Source organism: Chitinophaga sp., from assembly GCF_039596155.1.
In the GTDB taxonomy this organism is placed as follows: Bacteria; Bacteroidota; Bacteroidia; order Chitinophagales; family Chitinophagaceae; genus Chitinophaga.
Genome location: NZ_JBCNKF010000027.1, coordinates 14,270 through 36,109 on the forward strand (window position 1 = coordinate 14,270; position 21,840 = coordinate 36,109).

General features: G+C 37.9%; 15 protein-coding genes. 6 read left to right on the forward strand and 9 right to left on the reverse strand.

Going from position 1 to position 21,840, the window contains the following annotated elements; genetic code table 11:
• Nucleotides 1-67: 67 nt before the first annotated feature.
• Together ABDW33_RS22990 and ABDW33_RS22995 are read left to right on the forward strand one after the other, a co-directional pair.
• Nucleotides 68-664, forward strand: coding sequence for a Crp/Fnr family transcriptional regulator (locus ABDW33_RS22990; protein ID WP_343692446.1), 597 nt, complete (start codon nt 68-70; stop codon nt 662-664).
• Nucleotides 665-726: 62 nt separating this feature from the next.
• Nucleotides 727-1,479 carry an SDR family oxidoreductase gene (locus ABDW33_RS22995; protein WP_343692447.1) on the forward strand — a complete coding sequence of 251 codons (753 nt, stop codon included), beginning with the start codon at nt 727-729 and terminating at the stop codon, nt 1,477-1,479.
• 235 nt (nt 1,480-1,714) lie between these two features.
• Here ABDW33_RS22995 and eptA read toward each other — a convergent pair whose 3' ends face one another.
• Complete coding sequence (gene eptA / locus ABDW33_RS23000; RefSeq protein WP_343692448.1) at nt 1,715-3,244, reverse strand: phosphoethanolamine--lipid A transferase EptA; 1,530 nt, start codon at nt 3,242-3,244, stop codon at nt 1,715-1,717.
• Nucleotides 3,245-3,788: 544 nt separating this feature from the next.
• Between eptA and ABDW33_RS23005 the strand changes: the two genes are divergently transcribed.
• Entirely contained in the window at nt 3,789-4,448 is a 660-nt protein-coding gene (locus ABDW33_RS23005; protein WP_343692449.1) for a hypothetical protein, read from the forward strand.
• A 310-nt stretch (nt 4,449-4,758) separates the two neighbouring features.
• On the opposite strand, the gene ABDW33_RS23010 is transcribed toward ABDW33_RS23005, so the two are convergent.
• Nucleotides 4,759-5,115: a winged helix-turn-helix transcriptional regulator gene (locus ABDW33_RS23010; protein WP_343692450.1), complete on the reverse strand. Its 357-nt coding sequence runs from the start codon at nt 5,113-5,115 to the stop codon at nt 4,759-4,761.
• 133 nt (nt 5,116-5,248) lie between these two features.
• On the opposite strand from ABDW33_RS23010, the gene ABDW33_RS23015 reads away from it, so the two are divergent.
• Entirely contained in the window at nt 5,249-5,878 is a 630-nt protein-coding gene (locus ABDW33_RS23015) for an NAD(P)H-dependent oxidoreductase (protein ID WP_343692451.1), read from the forward strand.
• A gap of 270 nt (nt 5,879-6,148) precedes the next feature.
• Here the strand turns inward: ABDW33_RS23015 and ABDW33_RS23020 are convergent, their stop codons facing one another.
• From ABDW33_RS23020 to ABDW33_RS23050, 7 genes are all read right to left on the reverse strand, one after another.
• Nucleotides 6,149-8,401, reverse strand: a complete 2,253-nt coding sequence (locus ABDW33_RS23020) for a hypothetical protein (protein WP_343692452.1) — start codon at nt 8,399-8,401, stop codon at nt 6,149-6,151.
• A gap of 341 nt (nt 8,402-8,742) precedes the next feature.
• Entirely contained in the window at nt 8,743-10,347 is a 1,605-nt protein-coding gene (locus ABDW33_RS23025; RefSeq protein WP_343692453.1) for a hypothetical protein, read from the reverse strand.
• Between the two features lie 779 nt (nt 10,348-11,126).
• Nucleotides 11,127-12,260 carry a TlpA disulfide reductase family protein gene (locus ABDW33_RS23030; protein WP_343692454.1) on the reverse strand — a complete coding sequence of 378 codons (1,134 nt, stop codon included), beginning with the start codon at nt 12,258-12,260 and terminating at the stop codon, nt 11,127-11,129.
• A gap of 40 nt (nt 12,261-12,300) precedes the next feature.
• Nucleotides 12,301-13,161: a beta-1,6-N-acetylglucosaminyltransferase gene (locus tag ABDW33_RS23035; protein WP_343692455.1), complete on the reverse strand. Its 861-nt coding sequence runs from the start codon at nt 13,159-13,161 to the stop codon at nt 12,301-12,303.
• Nucleotides 13,162-13,192: 31 nt separating this feature from the next.
• Complete coding sequence (locus ABDW33_RS23040; protein ID WP_343692456.1) at nt 13,193-14,509, reverse strand: hypothetical protein; 1,317 nt, start codon at nt 14,507-14,509, stop codon at nt 13,193-13,195.
• An 11-nt stretch (nt 14,510-14,520) separates the two neighbouring features.
• A complete protein-coding gene (locus tag ABDW33_RS23045) occupies nt 14,521-15,108 on the reverse strand; it encodes a methyltransferase domain-containing protein (protein ID WP_343692457.1) in 588 nt (195 codons plus the stop codon).
• 800 nt (nt 15,109-15,908) lie between these two features.
• Entirely contained in the window at nt 15,909-17,540 is a 1,632-nt protein-coding gene (locus ABDW33_RS23050) for a vitamin K epoxide reductase family protein (protein ID WP_343692458.1), read from the reverse strand.
• A 225-nt stretch (nt 17,541-17,765) separates the two neighbouring features.
• Here ABDW33_RS23050 and ABDW33_RS23055 point away from each other — a divergent pair, with 225 nt between their 5' ends.
• Complete coding sequence (locus ABDW33_RS23055; RefSeq protein WP_343692459.1) at nt 17,766-19,952, forward strand: peptidase domain-containing ABC transporter; 2,187 nt, start codon at nt 17,766-17,768, stop codon at nt 19,950-19,952.
• 10 nt (nt 19,953-19,962) lie between these two features.
• On the forward strand, nt 19,963-21,297 hold the full coding sequence (locus tag ABDW33_RS23060) for an HlyD family efflux transporter periplasmic adaptor subunit (RefSeq protein ID WP_343692460.1): 1,335 nt from the start codon (nt 19,963-19,965) through the stop codon (nt 21,295-21,297).
• Nucleotides 21,298-21,840 lie beyond the last annotated feature (543 nt).

Consider the following 21,840-nt stretch of genomic DNA (forward strand, 5'->3'; position numbering starts at 1 on the left):
GTTCTTGTCTTTTGGGGGGGCTATAGATTGTAAATACCAGATCACATGATTTATGAAAAATTGTCCAATGATATCAGATAAGGAAATTTCTAGCTGGCTTACCAAACAACTTCGTCTTTATATTCCGGTGTCGGACCAGGATGCTATGAACATTGCTTCTTCCTTCAACTGCCGTGTTGTATCAAAGGGGGAATACCTGCTGAAGGAAGGTCAGTATGGTGATTGGTGGGGATTCGTTTATGAAGGCTTACTTCGGTCTTATTCATGCGATGCAAAAGGGAATGAATATACAAATTCATTTTTCAGAGAGGGCTCATTCACCTGTGAGCTGTTGAGTTTCCAGGGCGGTACAGTTAGTCAGTCAAACGTAGTAGCATTGGAGCATTCCAGCATCATTTGTGTAAATAAGCAGGCTTTAGATCTCTTATTCAGAAATTTCCCTGATTTTGAGAAATTCGGACGATTATTATATGAAAAGGTGCTTGTCAGCTACAAACAACATATGCTTTTCAGGGTCAGGTTGAACGCACGGGAACGGTATCTTTATTTTTTAAAAAACGAGCCTGAACTGATTAAAAGAGTTCCTTTAAAATATATTGCCTCTTATTTAAATGTGACTGATAGCAGCTTGAGCCGGATTCGTAGCAAAATGCGCCAGGACTGATTTCTTGTCTTTGGACAAGCGTAACCCGTATCAGACGGCGTTACCTTGCATTCAAAAACAAGATGGAAGTACGACAAAAAATAGCCCTGATAACCGGAGCTAACAGGGGATTGGGTCTTGAGATTGCCCGTCAGTTAGGTAAAAAGCAGATCAAAGTTTTAATTGGAGCCAGAAATGCAGTGGCTGGCCAGGCAACTGCAGAGCGATTAATGGCCGAAGGAGTTGATGCAATATTCCTTGAGCTTGATATATCAGAACTCAATAGCATTGCCCATGCAGCGCAAGTTGTCAGCGAACAATTTGGATATTTAGACATTCTGGTTAATAACGCTGCCATCCTACCTAAAGCAGGTGATGAAGGAGCACCCAGTCTTGTCAACCCGCAACTACTGCTTACATTTTTAGAAACTAATTTCCTGGCGCAGGTAAGTGTAACCCAGGCTTTTTTACCATTAATAAGACAAAGCAAGGCTGGTCGTATTGTTAATATGTCTTCCTCCATTGGGTCGGTGACTATTGCCAGCGAACATCTCCACCAGAATGGCCCTAAGCCGGCGCGCCTTCCTTATGCTGCATCAAAAGCTGCTTTAAATATGTTTACAGTTTCATTAGCCAAAGAATTAAGACCTGAAGGGATTAAGGTGAACAGCGCAGATCCTGGCCTTACCCAAACAGACGCAGGTGGCCCTAATGCTCCTTATACTGTTGAACAAGGCGCAAGACCCGCAGTATGGTTAGCCTGTCTGGAGGATGATGGCCCTACCGGATGTTTCTTTACTCATGTAGATGAGCATGTGGTCAATAACCCGTGGTAGGCATTTTGAAGTCTACGCTGATCCAGGTTTATTCGTTCTTCAATGAGTTGCCAGGCAACAAATTTTTAGCCTATCCCGAAGAATTCAACCTGATCCGTAAAAACATTTGATCTATTGACAAGCAAAAACTAAAAATGGCCCTGTAAATCAAGTGATTACAGGGCCATTATGTGCTCGGTAGCAAAACTATTCTGGAGAAGCGGACAGGTTATTGTCCACGTCAACGAGTCGTTCTCTATTTAAAAATGTTCAATTCCTCATTATAAACAGGACTTTGAATGCCCAAAAAATTTAAAACACTGTGAAATACATAGTCTTGTGACAATGAACTTTCTGTGTTCAATTGTTTTAAACTGTTATCAGATGTCCAAACTATAAAAGGAATATCATATTGTTGTTTCGGCGCCAGGCTTAAAGGCAAACCGTGCATGTATAAATTTTTTTCTCCTAAAGATTCGCCATGGTCGGAAACAAAGATCATGGCACTTCTATATTCCTTTAATTGTTTCAAGTCTTCAATCACATTGTATAGAATATAGTCGGTATAACCAATGGTATTGTCATAAGCGTTGACCAGTTCTGTATTAGAACATTTTGCTAATTCAACGCTATTACAAACTGGCTTAAAAGTTTCGAACTGAGGCGGATATTTCTTGCTATACTCAGGTCCATGACTGGTACTTGTGTGCAATACTATCAATACCTTGTTTTTTGTACTTGCTGCTATTTGCTCTTTCAGGTTATTCAAAAGAACTTCATCGTAATCGCATCTATCTCCTTTACAATCTTTCATCAGCGCCTCTTTGTTCAGGTAATTTTTTATATGAACGGGTGGCTCTCCCCAGTTTGTGGTTCTCCAGGCCACCTCAACGCCATTTCTATATAAATAATTGGGCAAAATCTCATACAAATCGCCGGTATTCTTATGTTCTAAAATACACTTTACGCCAGCAGTAGTATAGGTGGCGCAGGAAGTAGCATTAAAATGAAATACACCAGGGGTTTTTGAGAGTAATGGATTTGTATTCTTGCTGTACCCGTATAAAGAAAAGTTTTCACTTCTGGCGGATTCTCCTATCACTAAGACAACAACCGACTTCCGGTTATCTTTTATGGTAGCATCGGGCAGTAATATTTCTTTTTCGTTTTCCTGCTGTTTATGTATAAAAAACAGCGGAAGGTTTACAGAGTAACTCCATGGCATTGCAAGCCCACCTAATACTTTTGAATTTTTATCAACCCACAACCAATTTGGAGAATTGGCAAATACTACCGCTAGCATAAATAACAAACTACCTGAAACGATGACTAAAAATCGCTTGAATGTTACAGGTACTATTTTGGTTTTAATGATAATAATGGCAGGAATAACACCAAGCAAAATTATATAGAGGAGTAATTTTATGGAAAAAAAACCAGATGCCTCGGAATACTTGGTATTTACCACATTCCCCATCATTTCGGCATCTATTATAATACCGTAAGTATTAATAAAGTAAACTGCAATTGCGCTGAAAATAAAGAGTAATGCCAGTATAACTTTTCCTACAGACCGTAATAGAAAGAACACCAAAAAAAAGACAAAAGCATTTGCAACCACCATTAGAATAACAAAGCAAATAACGATGGTAATGCCGTTAGAGCTTTTATAATCAACATTATTAAAAATAAATTTGAAAAAAGGAAAATGAAAGAATAAGAAGTTAAGAAAACCTATTAATAAGGAGAAGGGAACGATTTTTACATTATCTTTTAATAACCGCATAAGCCATTTTATAAAACAGTACAATCGATAAAATTAATACAAAATATAACATTGTCAAATTTTTGTTAATTTTTAGCTGATTGGCAACACGAAATAGACCAGTATTAGTAATATAAAAATCATATAGTACCCTTTATTGTTAACCGAAGCCCGGATTCTATATTTCCGACTGATACCGATTGCTGCCCGGCGGGGAGATATCCGATAATACTGCCAATAATAACGTTTAGGGGATAATGCGCTCCTATGCTACCCATATAAACGAAATAATTAGCCCGGTTGGGGTTGTAAAAAGAACCCATAAAACTTCCTGGGGCAGCTTTCCGGGCATATATGCAGCCAACAGATCTTTTGACCCAGCATTTGGATGTAGTATACACAGACAATTACAAACAATGGAAAAGTTATCAAGCACCCCCCAAAAGGCTTTTTTTTGAGTCTTATTACAGAAGTTATTACATTTGTTTTCGCCTCAGCATCAAAATATCAACCAAAAGGAAGCAGTCCATGTGATTCCAATTCTATACGTACAACAAACAATTAGATGAAAAACAAATTTAAACAAGTGCCTTTTACATTCGGGGTACTAGTATCCCTTCTTCCCTTATTCACTTTCCTGACCTGCTCTGCACAATCTTACACCCTCAAGATAAAAAAGGGGGATTACTGGCTGGGAGGAGGCTTGGGCATACAGGGTTCTGTAGCTCCCATGGGGCAGTATATTGGTACGTCTGCCAGTCTTTCCGCCAAAGGAGGATATTTTGTAGCAGATAAGTTGTCCGTCGGGATAACCGTGACCGGGGGATATAGTATTGTGGACAAGAAAGACAAAGGAGTCTATAACCGTGGGATCAGTTTCCTGATGGGCCCTCTTGTCAATTATCACATCACTATTTCCAGAAACTTCTTCCTTGAACCGATTATCTGTACTACCTGGGGACCTGTAAGTGTGAAGAGCATGGTGAGTGCCAGTCCAGAGCAGTATGTAAAAGTGAAAGGTCATGCTTTTTGTGAGATTGGCGGGATAGGACCTTTCTTTGAAGTCATTCCGCAGAAAGCGGAGTTCGGCGTACAGCTGCTGGTGGCTGTGTTACAGCAAAGTACGACCATCTATGGATCAGATGGGGCGGCTGTTCCCGGGTCAAAGGTGTGGGACAACAAGACAGGGCCTGCAATGAATGTAGAGTTCAGATTGCATTTTTGATGTGATACCCGTTCTCCGGGGTGATGTAGCTCCCGGTCTTCCGGCTGACAGTTTTTTAAGTTTGACGCCTTCACTTTTTTGAAGTGGTAGGGTAGGAGGTACAGTTATAAGAAGGTGTCTCATAAAATAAGGTATCCTTCTTTTTTGTGTAAAACACTGTTTTGTTTATTAATATTTAAACGCCTTCTGCCATATTTAAATATGGCAGAAGGTAAAACTTTATTGGTAGTATTTAAAAGCACTCATTAGAATCACGGAATACTTTTCCGTCCTGCCTATCAGTAACGTGCACCACTTTATTCCTCTTTCTTCAGTTATTTACTTTTACCCGAACCGCACGAGGGCTATTATTTATCGATATCTTGTTATTAACAATGACCTCCCGCTGTGCCTCTCCCCATTCCGCAAGGACAGCGATGATCGGCTTTGTGGACTCCCCATATTCCGTCAGTTCATAAAAAACGGCAATAGGTTGTATGTTGCTGACCGATCGCTTAACCAGGTGGTTCATCTCCATTTCCTTTAACTCCCTGCTAAGTACCTTTCCTGAAATACCGGTGATGTCCCGCAACAGATCGGAATACCGTTTAGGGCCGAATAACAAAGCGGCTATGAGATGTATTTTCCATTTACCACCGAGAATGTACATAGCATCGTGTACGCTCATGATTGCTTTTTTGCAGTCGTGTGTAGGGGTGGGTGTGATTTTAAACATGGTTACCTGAATGACACTATTACTTTTTGTCTGTCGGTGACAAAAGTAAACCAAAAATCTTCAACTTTGCTGAAAAATTGAAAATATGAACGTTACAGAAAGTCTCCAATGGCGTTATGCCACGAAAAAATTCAGTGAAAAAAAAGTGACCTCTGAAGATCTGAATAAAATTCTGGAAGCTATTAATTTGTCCGCCTCTTCAACGGGTCTTCAGCCATACCGTGTTTTCGTTGTCGAGAATGCAACGTTGCGAAAGGAACTTGGTGAAGGGTCTTTTAATGCCCAGATCGCAGCATCTTCTCATCTTTTGGTCTTTGCTGCCTTTGATAGGATAACCAGCGAACATATTGATACCTTTATTTCCTACCTGGCAAGTGAACGCAATATTCCGGAAGATGCACTGGCTGGTTTCAAAACGGCATTAATAGGAGGGCTGCTGTCAAGGTCTGATGAGGAAAATGCTGCCTGGGCGGCAAGGCAGGCTTATATAGCTTTAGGAACAGCATTAATCGCTGCGGCGGAATTGAGAATAGATTCAACCCCGATGGAGGGATTTGACACTGCAAAATTCGATTCGCTGCTTGGGCTTACACCTAAAGGCCTTAAATCAGTTGTCATCTTATCATTAGGGTATCGTGATGCGGAGAATGACCCTTACGCATCGCTTAAGAAAGTAAGGCTTCCTCTTGCTGAGTTTGTAACCTTTATTAATTAACCTGGAAACATAACAGGCAGCCATCCGTTAGGATGTGCCTTCAGCATTATAGCATTATTGAGGGCGAAAAGTTCGCCCTCAAATTTAATTTTAGTTATATGTAAGCCATGGGTCCAATTTTCAACCCGGTTACATCATCCTGCAACTTCCTTCGCCTGCTGTTATCGATACAGCGGTCGGTCGAATTGGAAAATTTATCGCACCAATTAATATCGATCTTTAATAAGTTGATATCGTTTGAGCGTATTAATTTAAGAACAAAAGAAACTGTTATTTGGCTGCCAGTTGTTGTAATGCCAATGTCGTGGTGGGCAATCCATAGGCATCCAATACATCTTTGTGATTTACAAAAACGATATCCTGGTCCATCACTTGCGCCATTGCAAGCAAAGCTTGTTTTTGAATGGGACTGATTTTTTTGAATGCTGATGCTGTAGGAAACAATATAGCGCATATTGCATCCAGCAGCGTTTCCTGTTTCAGTGCGTTTACATTTGGCAGCATTTCTATGACAGGTGCAATATTCTCTCTCAACACATCTGGTTTCGCAAAGCCCAGTACCATCAGCATGTATTCCTGCACATCATAATCTCCTATGTAAGGATGCAGTTCATTAAAATTTTCCTCAAAAGGAGCGGGATCTGCAAAGGCGTTGACTATTTCTATTAACCATTTATCCTGTGCCTGTTTTTTTGTAGCTGTCACGAGTTGTAGCGCCAGTATGAGCCTGCTGAATTTCTCAGTGGCGGTATCCAGCAAGGAAGAAAATTCGTTGACTAACCTTTCCTCCTGCTTAGTGCGCAGGTACAGTTCGCCCAGTGTGAACAAAGCATAGCTTCTTCTGGTGAGAGAGTTCTCGTGGTTTGTCCACTGCTGGTTAAAGAAAGTTGCAGTCAGATTATTTTCCAGACCTGCATGTAATAGCATGTAGTATGCTTTTAATGCTACTGCGTCATCTGTATCGGCAGCGATGTCAAGCAGTTCCTGCTGTGCGTCTGAGAAAGCTTTTATCAGTTGTTTATAGAACTTCTTATACGCTTCAATACCTGGCAGTGCCAATATGGAGAATATGAAGTCCATGAGACGGGAATAGACTACAGGTGCATTTTTATAATGATGACGACACCTGGCGATGATAGTTGCTACCCTGTAGGTTGCTTCGTAAATACTACCCTGGTGTTCTATCTCCAGCCATATGTGATCTGAAGCTATGGATGCAATTGCTTCGTCCCCGGCAAACAGGGCATTGATATAGATGGGAAGTTTATCGCCTCCATACATTGCTACATCCAATTCTTTCCATTCGATTTTTTTCAGTTCTTTCTCCAGGAATGCCGGTACAGGCAATGCTGCCAACCGTTCTTCTTTCTCCTGCACTGCTTGTTGTTTTTTGAAAGCAATGGCAGACAGTTCCCAGTCAGTTTCAGTAGTAGTTGATGTAAAATCTGAGTAGGAGGTAAGGAACGCTGAACAGGAAGCGTCTTCTTTAAATTTCTTTTCATCATTCACAACCATTGTCAATGCCACTTTCCCATTTTCATGGTACTGCCATTTACCACTACCGTCGTTGTTTGTTACATATTCTATCATCACAGTACCGTCAGGATAATAATAATGTACATTGATCTTGTCATCTGTGAGGTCGGATTCATAAGAGAGCACATCGTTGTAATACCTTTTGTTGTGCAGCTCACTGATCTTCTCTGTTCGTAACGAGTAGAGTTGTTTACCGGTTGGGTCGAAGAAGGTATAAGTACGAAACCTGTTATCATTTACTGAGTGTACACTTTCTTTAACGACCGGAGGGGTGATGTTATCATAAAAATAGCTGGTCAGCGTTTGATCACCGGGGCCATTTATAAAGGATTGATAGATTAGTCCATTGCGGTATTGATGTTCTTCCAATACCTGGAATGTAGTGTGGTGGTATACACGTTTTACAGCCTGATTACCCTGTTCGTCCCATTCCTCATATTCATCAATAAATTTCCCCGTTAACCCGTTGATCTGTCCGGCTACCCAGCAGCTTTTTCGGTTATGGGTAAGAGAGCCGTGTACGAAGTGGGCATGTACCGGTACACTGGCCGGTCTGGGAGGCAAAGGTTCCCCTATGATGGAGACCGGTTGGTGCTCCTTATTGAAATAACGCTGAGCGTTATAGACAGCTTCTTCCTCTGTATAGTCAAATTCTACAATCCATATATTGGGGTTGTCCCGGGCATTCCCTGCGGGAAAGGGTTCCGGAGATGGGTTTTCACTTTTAATCCAGCGGTAAGTACCTTTCCATTGCTGGCCGCCGTACCAATTGCCTTCCTGCGAAATACTGCCATCGGGATGGTAACCGGTGTACCTGAAGGGGGGATGTCCATCTTTGTAATCGATCGTACCTGTCAGGTAACCATCTTCATGCCATGCCTGCCAGAGACCTGTTTTTTGATTTGTTGTGTTGTATTGTCCAAGTTCCCACTGGGCGTCTTCGGGGTTCCAGTTCGCGTTAGCCGGAACTGTTTCGGGTCTTTTCATGGTGATGACTAATGAGCGCTGTAAAAGTATGTAAAGTATTTACTGTGTTATGGTAAGGTAAAAAGCGCCGGATGCATTCCCAGTCGATTTAAACTATTTCATCAACGTTTCACAAATCTCCCGCGTTTCCGGCTTCTTACCAGCAGCAGGTTATGTATTTCACAGGGGTGGACGGCCTTCGTTCAAGGAACGTTGACGCTTTCGCTGTTCGAAAAGCCAAGGCAATATCAATGCAATTTGTTAGGGCGCTTGTAGCACAATACTGGTCCAATAAATTATATCCCCCGAAGTCATAATCCTGCATTTCGATCAAGTTACAGTTTACGTCAGGATGGAGGTTGTTACATCCATGAACCTGTATATCCATTGCCGGAATAACCTTCTATTTTACGGCGTATACTTTCTGCCAGGAATGAGAGAAAACATAGTTTCTGTGGCGTAGCCGCTGCAAAACATCCTCTTGCCTCAGCACCATATTGTAATGTATCTACCCATACTTCTCCTTCAAATTCACCGTTCATAATCAGGAATAAAGGGTCCTGTCCGTATGAGTCCCCGAAACACCAGCATCCATCCTGGATTGTTGCGCCATCAGGTAATCCAAACAAGGTTTCCATATTTGCCGATTTTGGAAAGATCTTCAGCTTTTTCCAATCTTTATCATCGGGATCCGCCCATACATCCCTTCCCCAATTATCGTCAATGGGATGCATTTTATCAGCCGTGATAGGAAAAGGCTTTCTAATATCTGCCAGTTCTTCATCTGTTAGCATCGTAATGCCATTGTAACAAAAATATTGTCTACCTCCTTCACCGATTTCCATCAGGTACACTTTAAGCTGATCCGGCAGACGGATAGCATGTGTTTTTTCATAAGCAGCGATGTCTTCTACGGACCATTTCTTAAGTTCAGCCAACCACTTGTCAAATTTAGTACCTGGCGCTTGCCATTCAGATTTTTTATATTGCCTGCGTAGCTCAATCTCCAACATCAATTGTTTGATCAGGTTAAGCGAAGTAGCATGTTCTTTTATCAAAGGATGATCCGGGTTCACAAACTGGTTCACAAGTTTTTCCTGTTCTTTTTCCATAAACAGCAGGAATGTCTGATAATTGGCTTCTTCTTTGATCTTTGCAGCAGCCTCTCTTTCTTTTTCTTCCTCCCACCATTGCAAAAACTTTTTATCCGTTTTGAAATCCGTGAAATCTGCATGATCAGGATTATGTATCAATCCTTCCTTAATAATTTCATAACCTTCCGCCTCCCGTCCCATTTTTATCAGTAGACGTGCTTTGGTATCTTTAAGATAACTATACTGGTACCAGTTAGATCGTATAAATCCTTTTTCAAGTGTTGCCAGTGCTTCCTCCAGTTTCCCGGGGTCTTGCTCTTCCAAAAAAGCGGTCCATCCGATTACGTTGGCACTTTCCAGATAAAAATCTCTTTCCCAGGCAACCATGGTCGGTTCAAAGTGAAACTTATCCATGCAATTTTTTGCCTGCTCCAGCCTTAGTGGTTTGTATTTTGCCACTATAACAGGGTCTTTGCTTAGGAATACTGCCTGAGACAATAATTTGAATTTCCATTTTTCCAATGCCATATGTACAGAATGTTCAAGCAAGATCTGCACATTTTCGGGCACTGAATAGCTTACAAATCCACTCTTATTTTTTTTTGCTATCTGTTTCGGCTCATCTTCCGGATCATTTAAATTGATCAGGAGCATGCGCTGTGTACTTTCGTACTCCAATATCGGTGGGAATTGTATCGGAAGCATGCTAATCATTTCATCTATATTCGCAATGGCACGATCTACATTCTCTTCCAGTATTTTACCGGTTTTCTTCGCTTCTTCTTCAAAGGTAACGATCAGGGAATTACAACTTGTGAAAAGACGTTTGAAGGACTTTATTTTTTCGTCTGTTATTATTTGCTTCGAGTCCATAATAGATAGTTGTTGGGCAACACTAAAATTCGGCCAGGTTTTATACAAAAATGCTAATGTAATAAATAATTAATAAAATATATATTTAATTTGTATCTAGACTCTTTTAGGTCTTTTCTTAAGTAATGGTAAAAAATAGATAGCCTATGTAGAAGGCGGTAATAATTGTGAAGATCAAAGAAAGGTGCGTATAGAGATCAATTGACTGAGGTGCGAAGAAAGTGCAGCAGAGTTTACGTGGGAGGAGGGCTAAAGATCGGGTCATGGAGATCATCCGGATATTTTACCTAATGGAGATAATGTGAAACTGGAGTAGTTCCTTTCTGCGTCTGAATGACTGATGGCATTTTAAGAAAACAGGTTCATCAATCAGCTTACGTTTGTACCCTTTCAGTTCCAGCCGATTCACAGATCGTGATCTTCAAATCCATTGAGTGAGCATCCGGAATCGAACCTCTTTACCCCTGATTACAAATTACTTATTCAATGATTATAAAGACTGTAAAATAGTAAACCCGCAACTAGTGAGGGGTTACTATTTTGGTGCTCAGTAGCCGGACATAGCTTTTTAAATTATCCAAAGGAAAGGAAATTTGACATTTACTATTTCTTTTTGAAAATTTTATCCCAAAGAAAAGTAAGGTGCCCTGAGAATTAAGTTTGATGCTAAAAAAAAACAAATAATGCAAATATAAAACGTTATAGGCTTATTTATGCTTTGGGGCATAGTGTCGTTCGCCCCCAAAGAAAAGTGAATGGCTTCGGTTATAGACGTGCGATCATTCTTTTATGGACCGAAAGCCAATGTCTAATATTTTGTTTAAATTCTCTAAATTAATATCTGGATAACTGCTTTTTTTATATTTAATATTCCCGTTAGTGTCAATTAGGTAAATTTCGGGATAACCCATGACCTGGTAAAGTAAACTGATACTATCATTGTTAACAATATGAGTCCAGTCCAATTGTTGCTCTTTAATTAATTGCCGGACTTTCTCAGGCGGCGATTGATAGGCAATGGCAATTATTTCTAATTGATCTATCGAATACTTTTTTCTTATTGCTTTCAATAAAGGAATCTCATCTATACACGGTTTACACCAGGTGCCCCAAAATACAAGCAATACCTGCTTTTTTTTATAAATTTCATTCAATACGATCTTGTTACTATCAATATCTGTAGCTGTAAATGATAAGGCTTTTTTCTTATCCTCCAAAATAGCTCTGTTTAATAAATAGTTCTTAACACTGGCTCCTTCTTCACTATTCTTAAATCTGGCTGGAAAAATTGTTGCAAATTGTTGTAAAAGAAGATCCGGTGATAAGTTAATAATAGAGAACTTTTCAAACAGTGAAAAAGAATAATAAGAATATGAGTGTTCCCTTATGTATTCCAATCGTTTGTTTTCAATTGCTATTCTGGCTTCTTTAAGCCTTTCAAATGCAAGGCTATCATGTGGAGTCCATCCAGGTACAATGGAATCATACATTTGATTATATCGTTCCTGAGGTTCCTTGATATAGGCTGTCATAGCTGAAATCTCCTGTTTCCAATCGAGTGCGTTTATTATTGTAGCATTGTTAAAAGGATCAGCTTCATTAATAGGTGAATTGAGCGTTATTGTAGCCGGTTTCTCAGTAGTAACTATTGACATAAATGGCCTTTTACCAAAATTATAATCTATGAGAATCTTCGCATATATAGTATTATAGCTATGGGAAATATTTGCCGTGTTATTAGTATAAGTTGCAGAAACAGGAATGTATGACCTTTCTATGCAATCATAATAATAAAAATTCATCTTTTTGACATATGCACTATCCGGAAGTACAAAGGTTACATTGAACTTTTTTTGACCCAATATTAAAACTGGGCTAGCGAGTGTGATCAGTATGCAAAGGATATATTTCATAAAAAAAATAATAATGTAGCATCATAACTCACGTGTATGCTTATTCTTTAATAGCTTCCATTAGCCGGTTAACAATTGTAACGTCCTCCGTAATGTCAAACTTTCTGGCCCACAATTTATTTGATTCAATCAAACTTTCAAAATCTTCCGCCCTGAAAATTTTAGGGTGACTTTCATGTTTATTGAAAATGATGTATTTCAAATTATCATTAACTACCTTTTCACAAAAAGGAGAGTTCATTATAACTGTTTGAAAAAAAAGCTCATCCGGTATAAAAGAAAACTTAAAAAAATCTAGTAGAATTGGGTTGAAGCGAATGAATTTTAATATATATATTATACAGTCTGATGTTAAGCACCACCATTGGGATCCTCCGAAAGGATGGAAATCTTCGAAAAAGGGGCGTGGTAGATTGTTCTCAATTTGAAATTGATAGAAATTTCTACTTATTTCTGTAGGAAGAATATCTCCTAGCCAGTAGTATTGAATTCTCTCTAAACCGCCATTATTCCAGTTTTTAAATGGAAGTGGATCACAGTTAATAAATTCCGATCCGAAGTTGTCTGCAAGGAATGAATGAATTTTATGATTAGATTGAATCGGAAAATCTTTACCACTCAATAGTACAAAATATCCTCCGGTCCTGCTCCTTTTTATACCAGATTCCATTAAGTTAAGGGTTGCCTCAACGAGGCTAAATCCCCCCCAGTTTAAAGACTTCCTTCTTTTTAGAAGGGTTACATTTTTATTTTTATAAAAACTGTGAGATTGTATCTCTTTTAGAGATACCTTTTTATCAATATGAATATGAAAATAAGTATTGGGCATCATCAGCGTATTAATCATAAGATCAACCTGCTGAAGATTGGAATGGGCCAGTATAAGGTAATTTATTTCCATGGTAGATCAACGAATTGTGTTTTTTTAGCGTTTATTTACAATGCCTGATGTAAATATCCTGATGTAATGCCAATGTCTTCTCACTATTACTGAATATCCGAGTGATAAGACCCTTGTATTCTTGGTGAAGAGGTGTTACATCTGAGTAACCAAAGTCTTTCTGAAAGGAAATGTACGGATAGAGTAGCATTTTATTGCTTGTCATGGAAGGTAATAAAATATCCGCAATGACTGTCTCATCATAAGGTTCATCCAATATTTGCTGGAAGAATTTTTTATAAATGATAATAAATTGAGTAGAATAGCATGGGTTTACCCAAAACCTGTTTTCAGTAATAGGAAGTGCATAATCAAAACCGCCACTTCCTCCAGAAATGTAGTCGGCACCCTGAAGGTGTGCTTCCAAAATGTTTTTGAATAAAAAGTCACGGGAATAGCCAGCAGAAAATTCATGATCATCTTCACAAATAAGAATTACTTCGTCATCATTTTCGATAGCCAGATGAATTATTTTTCGGATAGTCTGCCAGAGCCCATATGCACCTACTGAATGTTTGACAGCTTTAATTAACTTGTAGTCAAATTCCGCTCTTCCATCAAATTGCCCAAGTATGTGTATTCGACGTTCTTCTCTTTCAGGAAGATTAATTATGTATGTTGGTAATACCATTCCTTCATAATCGGATGTTTGAATCGATTGGGTAGGAATCAATTCATGATAATATGAATACACCTTAGTTAACAGATTGGCGGTTGTAGCACTTTTTTCAAATAATTCTGTTATTCTGCCAATTTCATTATTTTCATTTGTTGCGTCTGAATAACCGAATTCTTTCTGTGTTGATATAAATGGATATATAAAATATTTATCGTTCGATAATGTTGTATATAATCCATCTGCGGTTAGTCCTATATTAGCCTTCGCATTAATGATTGACTTGAAACACTTTCTAAATAATACTACAAATTGAGTCCCAGTAAAATCCTTCACCCAGTTTAAACGTGAATCAATAGGTATGAAACCCTTAAAAGCACTTATGCCACATAAAAGCATATCAGCATCTTTGTTTTCGGCTGCTGTAACCGCTTCAAATAGTAATTCCTTAGAATAATGCTCAGTGAATTGATGATCATCCTCTCCTATAATAATATAACGAGCAGCTTCTGGCACCATTGTGCTTAATATTTTTTGTATGGTTAAAATTAATCCCAGAGCCCCATTTTCGTGCCTGATGCCTTCTACAATTGTAAGGGAGAATTCCTCTCTGTTGCTAAATTGTTTCCTGGTATGGATATTTCGATCTTCTCTTTCTTTAAGATTAATAATGTAAGTTGGAATTTTATTCATACGAATTTTTCCTATAATCTTGAATTGTTTGCAAATACAGTTCCTGTTTTGGCTAAGAATTCAGCGCCTTCGATTTTAGCAATTCTTCTGATTCTATCAGTGTCTTCATGTAGCAAGTGACAATTATATTGTTTTAAAGCTTCTATCCAATATTCGGTTTCCTGTTCATTTACATGATGATGACCGCTCTGCCCGGGCAATGCATTAGTCATAACAATAATCCTCCCATTCGCCAGCGACTGTAGTAAATTTTCTATGTATTTTTCTTCAATGTGCTCTACCACTTCCTGGCAATGTACCAGATCTACCTGGCAATGAATTGACTGCTTTGTTAGATCCATTTGAATAGTTGGATATATCGCATGCTGTATGTTTTCATATAAACCATCAACAGCAATAACTTTCAGCCCCTTTTTATGAAAATAATGAGATGAATAACCAATTCCACTACCCAGATCCAATACAGATGTGAGTGCAAAGCGCTCTATTAAATACTGCCAAACGTTAGGGGCAAAAGTGTGTGGGTCGCCTTCCGCAATATTACCACCCAAATGTGGTAATTTTTCATTTGATACAAAATGAAGTCCTTCGTATGCCATAATTATTTTTCGGTTTTTAAGTTAATAATATTCTTTTTTTTAATAGCCTTACAGAATTTAACAACCTACCATTTAAAATTGATAGGTTGTTAAAACTAGCGATTAGGCACGTGCACAATTTCTAGGATTCCCAATTTCGCAATAACAATCACCTAACATTTTTCTCGGAACACAAGAAACAGAGCTGGATTCTCCAGTGCTACAAGTTCCTGTACATGAATAATTACCGGAGGAACTTCCACTGCCATCATCTCCTCCCATGACATTCTTAAGTTGGGATCTGGATAAGATTTCTTTGGCTCCAAACTGGAGCGCCTGTAATTTTAACTTTTTCATTTTTGATTTGGATTTAATTGATTGGTAGAAAACTCCTATACATTATGTAAGGGAAACTTAATTTATAAGTGGAGTATTTAATTTATTTAAATCGGGTTACTGTTTGCAATAATCTTTTTAAAATTCAATTTAGTATTATCAATAACCGGCCATTTGTATATATAGTAGTTTCATTAAGCAACAGCGCAACCAATGTCGATGCCTGACGGAAAATAGCAATCCTTGAACAATGGTCTTGGAACACAGGAGGTACTGCTGCTTTCCCCGGTTAGACATCTTCCTTTACTGGATAAGAGGGAGAGCCTCCCGTGCTGCCATCATCTTCTCCCATTACGTTTTTGAACTGTGATCTGGAAAGAATTTCCCTTGCACCAAATTGTTAGTGTTTGTAATCTTAGCTTTTTCATTTCTTGATCTTTTTTTAAATGATTGAAAGAAAGAAAACCTTTAAGATGTAATAAGAGTTAACTAGCAAGGAGGAATTTTAAATCAGTTACATTATAACTGCCTGGTATACGAAAACCGTTTATATAGAATGTTGGCGTAAATGATATTTCTTCTTTAGTACACCAATTATGCATTAATCCAAGAGCTTCCTCCTGTTTCAAAAGGGCTCCATCTATAGGATATTTCATAGCGAAATTATCATAAACTTTATTTTCGGTTAAATACCAATCATCAAGGGCCTCTTTTAATTTTTCAGAACCATATAACTTTTCAATTGCTAGCAAATGTTTAACAATATTACTGGATTCTTCAGCAGGGGATATCCAATAAATTATCTGCACTTCAACATCTGGGTTAGTACGTAATATTTCTTCAATGTGTTTATGTGCATCGGAGCAAGGGGTACAATATGGATTACATACCTTTATGATTTTTTTATTTCCGCTTCCAATTTTTATTCCCATTTCATTCGGTGAATAGATTAACTGCTTTTGTTGTTTTAGTAATAAATCAAATACTTGCGGGTTATGCTTTAAGCGAGCTAGTTCCTTTTGGGTATATCTTCCTTCTTTCGCTGAAATCAGATTTGGCATCAAAATAGAAAGGGTTATAGCAGGTAGAGAGTATGCAAGTACTACTAAAGCCAGCAATTGTGGCTCTAATAATTTATTCAGGTGTGAAATATAATACCACCCGGATGTCATGTTGACCATAAACTGTAATGCCAACAGTATTTGTACTACTAAGCATAATGAACACCATACTTTAGCCTTCGTTTGGAAGGAAATAGAATAGATAGTATATGGTAATGCAAGTGCATTAGTGAAAAAAAGTGCGTTTTCAATCGCTGACTGATTCGTGAAAATATTAAATAACCCTAAAAGAAGCTGCCCTGCAAAATATGTAAAACCAATGGCACTCCAGCTGATACCGGCTATTTTTGAAAATTTTGAGCCAAGGATAGCGCTACAATTTATTTTTCTGCCTTTGCCGCAAATGCTTTTTAAAACAGGATTGTGCTTATCAACATCAAATCCCAATAATAAGATCGTAGTGATACATCCGGTTATACTTAGTACCAGATACATACTTGAATTAACAGCTTTCGCACCAGAAATTATAAAGTTTAAGGCAATTGCAAGAATAGATAATAATGGTAAGGATATATATGCCAGATATTTAAATAGAAGCTGACGGCGCTCAGCAAATAAATTTGCTTTATAATCTTCCTCTATAACAGGTTCCTCTGCCTGGAACATCATTACGAAATTTCTATTCCATTTTGGGATAAAATCTTTGTGGGATAATGTTTTCCAGCTATGCAGGTCCGGGTCAAAATAACTTAATTTATTGTGTGGTCGAGGCTTCACTATCGTATACATATCAATATGATATTGATCGCTATGGATAAGCGTCAGAAATGGATCATCTGCTCTGTCCAGAAATTCTTCCGTCACAGTAAACGAGAGATTATGTATTTTTAGGGAATCCAAAAGATCACTGATACAAATGGCGCTGGGATAGTTCGGATGAGATGTTATTCTCTTCTCTATAGTTGTGAATGTTATGCTTGCGTTTAGGCTTTCAAAAAGTAGGGAAGTAGCTTCCACGCAATTTTCTCTTGGATTAATGAAAAGTTTTCTAAACATGGGTTACATCTATTTGTATGGGAGAAAACGTATTGCAGTGTGTCCACTACAATACTATAAATTTCATCGGGAATTGTCCGGTCATATTTTAACTAATATTAACCGTATTTTAGCCTTTGATGAATGTACACCACTGCGCTTAAATTGATCTCATATTTTTGATTTTTTGACACATATTGAATACATTTAGTTAACTTTTCTTTGTTAACTATACATTGTCCTTTCATGAGTTTTCCTTTTTATCGCCAGCTAAATGCTATGGATTGTGGCCCTACTTGCTTAAGAATGATAGCCAAATTTTATGGAAAACATTATTCAACGGATACAATCCGGCAAGTTTCCGGATTCTCGAAATTAGGTGTTTCTTTGTTAGGAATAAGTGAAACCGCAGAACAGATAGGTTTCAGAACAAGAGGCGTACAAATAAATTATGACAAGCTACAGATTGTACCACTGCCTTCAATATTACATTGGAATCAAAAACACTTCGTCGTATTAACCAGGATAACAAATAGATATGCGATAATTGCTGATCCGGCAGGTGGAATGATTAGATACAAAAAAAAAGAATTTTTGACCCATTGGAAGTCGAACGAAATTGAAGAAATCGGCGCTGTTGGCACTGCACTAATATTGGAACCAACTGCTTTGTTCTATGAAGGAGATGGAGAGAAGGAAAACAAGTTAAGCTGGAGGCTGGTAACCCAATATCTGCGATTTTGCAGACAACCGCTGATGCAGGTATTTATATCCTTGTTAATTGGGATGCTTTTGCAATTGATCGTTCCTTTTCTTACTCAAAGTATGGTGGATGTAGGCATTAAATCTCATAGTATTGACTATATCATTATTACACTTGCAGCTCAAATGATGCTCAGTATAAGCAGTACGATTAATTCCTATATTAGAAGCAGAATTCAGTTGCGTATTTCCAGTATAGTGAATCTGTCCCTTTTATCCGATTTTTGGATTAAGCTTACCAAGCTTCCCTTGTCCTATTTTGAACGGCATCATACAGGTGATACGATGCAAAGATTGGGAGATAACAAGGCCATTCAAAGTTTTCTTACTGGAGGACCGTTATCTACCATATTTTCTATATTAACCTTTTTTATATATGCCATCATACTTGTATATTATAATGCTACCCTATTTATGGTATTTATGGTTGGAAATTTCTTTTATTTCCTATGGCTAAGGATATTTCTTCCTATAAGGAGAAAGCTAAATTATGATAGCTTCTATATTTCTTCTATTGAAAATAATGCTACCCTACAGTTGGTACAGGGAATGCATGAGATCAGACTTAATAATGCAGAGCAATTGAAGCGTTGGGAATGGGAGGATATACAGGCAAGGATTTTTAAACTGACTTTTAAAAATCTGAACTATTCACAACTACAGTCTGCCGGTGCGCTGCTTATTAATAATGGGAAAGATGTGTTAATAAGTTTTATGGTGGCACGTTTAGTTGTGGAAGGGCAACTCACATTTGGAGCTATGTTATCAGTCCAATATATAATCGGGCAATTGAGTGGCCCTATGAATCAGTTAATTGGCCTGACGCAAAGTATCCAGGATACTAAAATAAGTTTGGAGCGGTTGAATGAAGTACATGAAATGGAAGATGAAGAGCCGCTGAATAAACACTTTATAAAGGAATTGCCTCATAATAAAACAATTAATATTGATCACCTTTCATTTCGATATCCAGGAGTAGATAATGATCTGGTTTTAGATGATGTGTCATTTACAATTCCGGAAGGGAAAGTTACAGCAGTAGTAGGAATGAGTGGAAGTGGCAAAACAACCATTTTGAAGTTGCTTTTAAAGATCTATGGAGAATATCAAGGTGAGATACGTATAGGGGATAGTAATTTCAAACATATTAGTCCGAAATCATGGCGCAGACAAACTGGTGCTGTACTACAAGACGGCTATATATTTAATGATACATTCGCAAGAAATATAGCAGTAGGAGATGAATTTGTAGATATGAACAAACTCGTTAAAAGTTGTAAAATAGCCAATATCCTATCCTTTATAGAGTCTTTGCCTAATGGGTTTAATACCCGGCTGGGTGTAGAAGGAGTAGGAATCAGCCAGGGTCAAAAACAGAGATTGCTAATTGCCCGTGCAGTTTACAAAAATCCTGAATATCTATTGTTTGATGAGGCTACCAATTCATTAGATGCTAATAATGAAAAATTGATTGTTGAAAATTTGGATAGGTTCTTCAGAGGCAGAACGGTTATTGTTGTTGCTCATCGTCTAAGTACAGTTAGAGATGCAGATAAAATTATCGTTATAGATAAAGGAAAGATTATCGAAGAGGGAAACCATTATTCTCTAATTGCTAAAGAAGGAAAATATTATGAATTGGTAAGAAACCAGCTTGAATTAGGTAACTAAAAATAATATAATGGACACCGTTGATATAAACGCTGAGAAATTTAACCTTCTACATATTGATGAGGGAGTAAGCGACACACTGATAGATCAGAGATCCGAACTGGCCCAGGAAATAATATCCAGAAAACCCGGATTTTTTGAAAAGTGGGCGCTACTATTGTTTTTGTTGATAATAATCATCATGGGCATAAGTACTTTTTATATTAATTATCCTGATGTAATTGAAGGCTCGGCAATAGTTGTGGCTGTTAATTCTCCCAAAGCAGTCATTTGCAAACAGGAAGGCCGGGTGGTGAAACTATTAAAGAGAAATGAAAACAAGGTATCAGCAAATGATATCATTGCATATATGGAAAGTACGGCTGATCATACAGCGGTATTGAAACTGGAAAATAGTATCGATAGCTGTTTACAACAACTTCGAAATGGAAATACGCATAAGGCTGTTACATTTATGGAACGCGACTTTTATAGGCTCGGGGAAATTCAAGAAGATTACCAGATTTTTAATAAAGAATTTGAGTTATATAAAGATTATTTTTACAACGGATTTTATGAGAAAAAAAGAGCTAACCTTATGAAGGGGTTTACTAGTTTGCGTAATATTGATACTGCTATCAGCACAGAAATTTTGCTTTCTGATAAAGACATGGGCCTTACTGAAGCATCATTCAATATGAATACCCTTCTGCATGATCAAAAGGTAATATCTTCTGAAGGAATGCGATTAGAAGAAGCTAAATTGATCAATAAGAAAATATTGTTTCAACAACTGGAAGTTTCCCATATGGCGAATGGTGCTCAGATGTCTCAAAAAATGCAGGAAATTACACAGCTGGATCATGATAAAGAACAACAGAAAGTTATCTTTGAAGATGCTTTACTTACCCTGAAGACTGCCGTTGATGCCTGGAAACATAAGTTTTTAATTCAAGCTCCGATCACAGGAAAACTTATATATACTATTCCTATAAAAGAAAATCAGGTTTTGAACATTGGAAAACTGATTGGTTATGTTAATCCGGAAGATACTATGATGTATGCTGAGACCTATTTATCTCAGCATAATTTTGGTAAGATTAAAGTTGGTTTGCCTGTGTATTGCCAATTTGATGCCTATTCCTATCGTGAATTTGGTTATTTAAAAGGGAATATAAGCTATGTATCCTCAATTCCTTCAGATAGTGGCTTCTTTGCTATTATAAAGATCGATAATAACTTAAAGACAGTAAACGGAGAAAAAGTATTTTTACAAAATGGACTAAAAGCGCAGACAACTATTATAACCAAAGAAACCAGGCTCTCTAGCAGGATCCTGGAAGTATTTAAACATGGAGCTAATTAATTTATACACTAACATTTAAATGGCCTCTGCTTATTCACTCACTTTTAAAAACAAAAACCTTGACTAAACACCTTGTTTGAATTATTAACCCAGTTGACCGATGAGCAGGATGCATTGAACCGGTAATTCGTTTCATTTCTATGGGATTAACTGACATTGAAAGTGCTTAGCTGGCGAGATATTCGCTTATTGTGGACTAAATTACTCTTTTCAGGTAAATTTTTTATCCAAACTCACCCATTTACCGGAGGAATTCCCCTCTGTAAATACCGTTACATTTTCACTATATAAATATAGCTCGTAGTCGCAGAAATGTTTTAAAAATTTAATTGGGGCAAAACACAAAGTGCAAACTGTAATCTATAACTACGAAACAGCTAGTTGGAAGGTTGGTGTTGAAGTAGGCACCATAAGGATTGGAAATGTAACGTATCTCCGTACAGATCCGGATCATACTGAAAAAGACAACCTGGGGAACCTGCTACTAATCGATGACATTCGATAAGGTAATATTACCTTTCTCCCCGAGAGAGGTAATAGGTT

Coding starts and splice junctions, on each gene's coding strand:
- ABDW33_RS22990 (WP_343692446.1), top strand. CDS start 68: ATGATATCAGATAAGGAAATTTCTAGCTGGCTTACCAAACAACTTCGT.
- ABDW33_RS22995 (WP_343692447.1), top strand. CDS start 727: ATGGAAGTACGACAAAAAATAGCCCTGATAACCGGAGCTAACAGGGGA.
- eptA (WP_343692448.1), bottom strand. CDS start 3,244: ATGCGGTTATTAAAAGATAATGTAAAAATCGTTCCCTTCTCCTTATTA.
- ABDW33_RS23005 (WP_343692449.1), top strand. CDS start 3,789: ATGAAAAACAAATTTAAACAAGTGCCTTTTACATTCGGGGTACTAGTA.
- ABDW33_RS23010 (WP_343692450.1), bottom strand. CDS start 5,115: ATGAGCGTACACGATGCTATGTACATTCTCGGTGGTAAATGGAAAATA.
- ABDW33_RS23015 (WP_343692451.1), top strand. CDS start 5,249: ATGAACGTTACAGAAAGTCTCCAATGGCGTTATGCCACGAAAAAATTC.
- ABDW33_RS23020 (WP_343692452.1), bottom strand. CDS start 8,401: ATGAAAAGACCCGAAACAGTTCCGGCTAACGCGAACTGGAACCCCGAA.
- ABDW33_RS23025 (WP_343692453.1), bottom strand. CDS start 10,347: ATGGACTCGAAGCAAATAATAACAGACGAAAAAATAAAGTCCTTCAAA.
- ABDW33_RS23030 (WP_343692454.1), bottom strand. CDS start 12,260: ATGAAATATATCCTTTGCATACTGATCACACTCGCTAGCCCAGTTTTA.
- ABDW33_RS23035 (WP_343692455.1), bottom strand. CDS start 13,161: ATGGAAATAAATTACCTTATACTGGCCCATTCCAATCTTCAGCAGGTT.
- ABDW33_RS23040 (WP_343692456.1), bottom strand. CDS start 14,509: ATGAATAAAATTCCAACTTACATTATTAATCTTAAAGAAAGAGAAGAT.
- ABDW33_RS23045 (WP_343692457.1), bottom strand. CDS start 15,108: ATGGCATACGAAGGACTTCATTTTGTATCAAATGAAAAATTACCACAT.
- ABDW33_RS23050 (WP_343692458.1), bottom strand. CDS start 17,540: ATGTTTAGAAAACTTTTCATTAATCCAAGAGAAAATTGCGTGGAAGCT.
- ABDW33_RS23055 (WP_343692459.1), top strand. CDS start 17,766: ATGAGTTTTCCTTTTTATCGCCAGCTAAATGCTATGGATTGTGGCCCT.
- ABDW33_RS23060 (WP_343692460.1), top strand. CDS start 19,963: ATGGACACCGTTGATATAAACGCTGAGAAATTTAACCTTCTACATATT.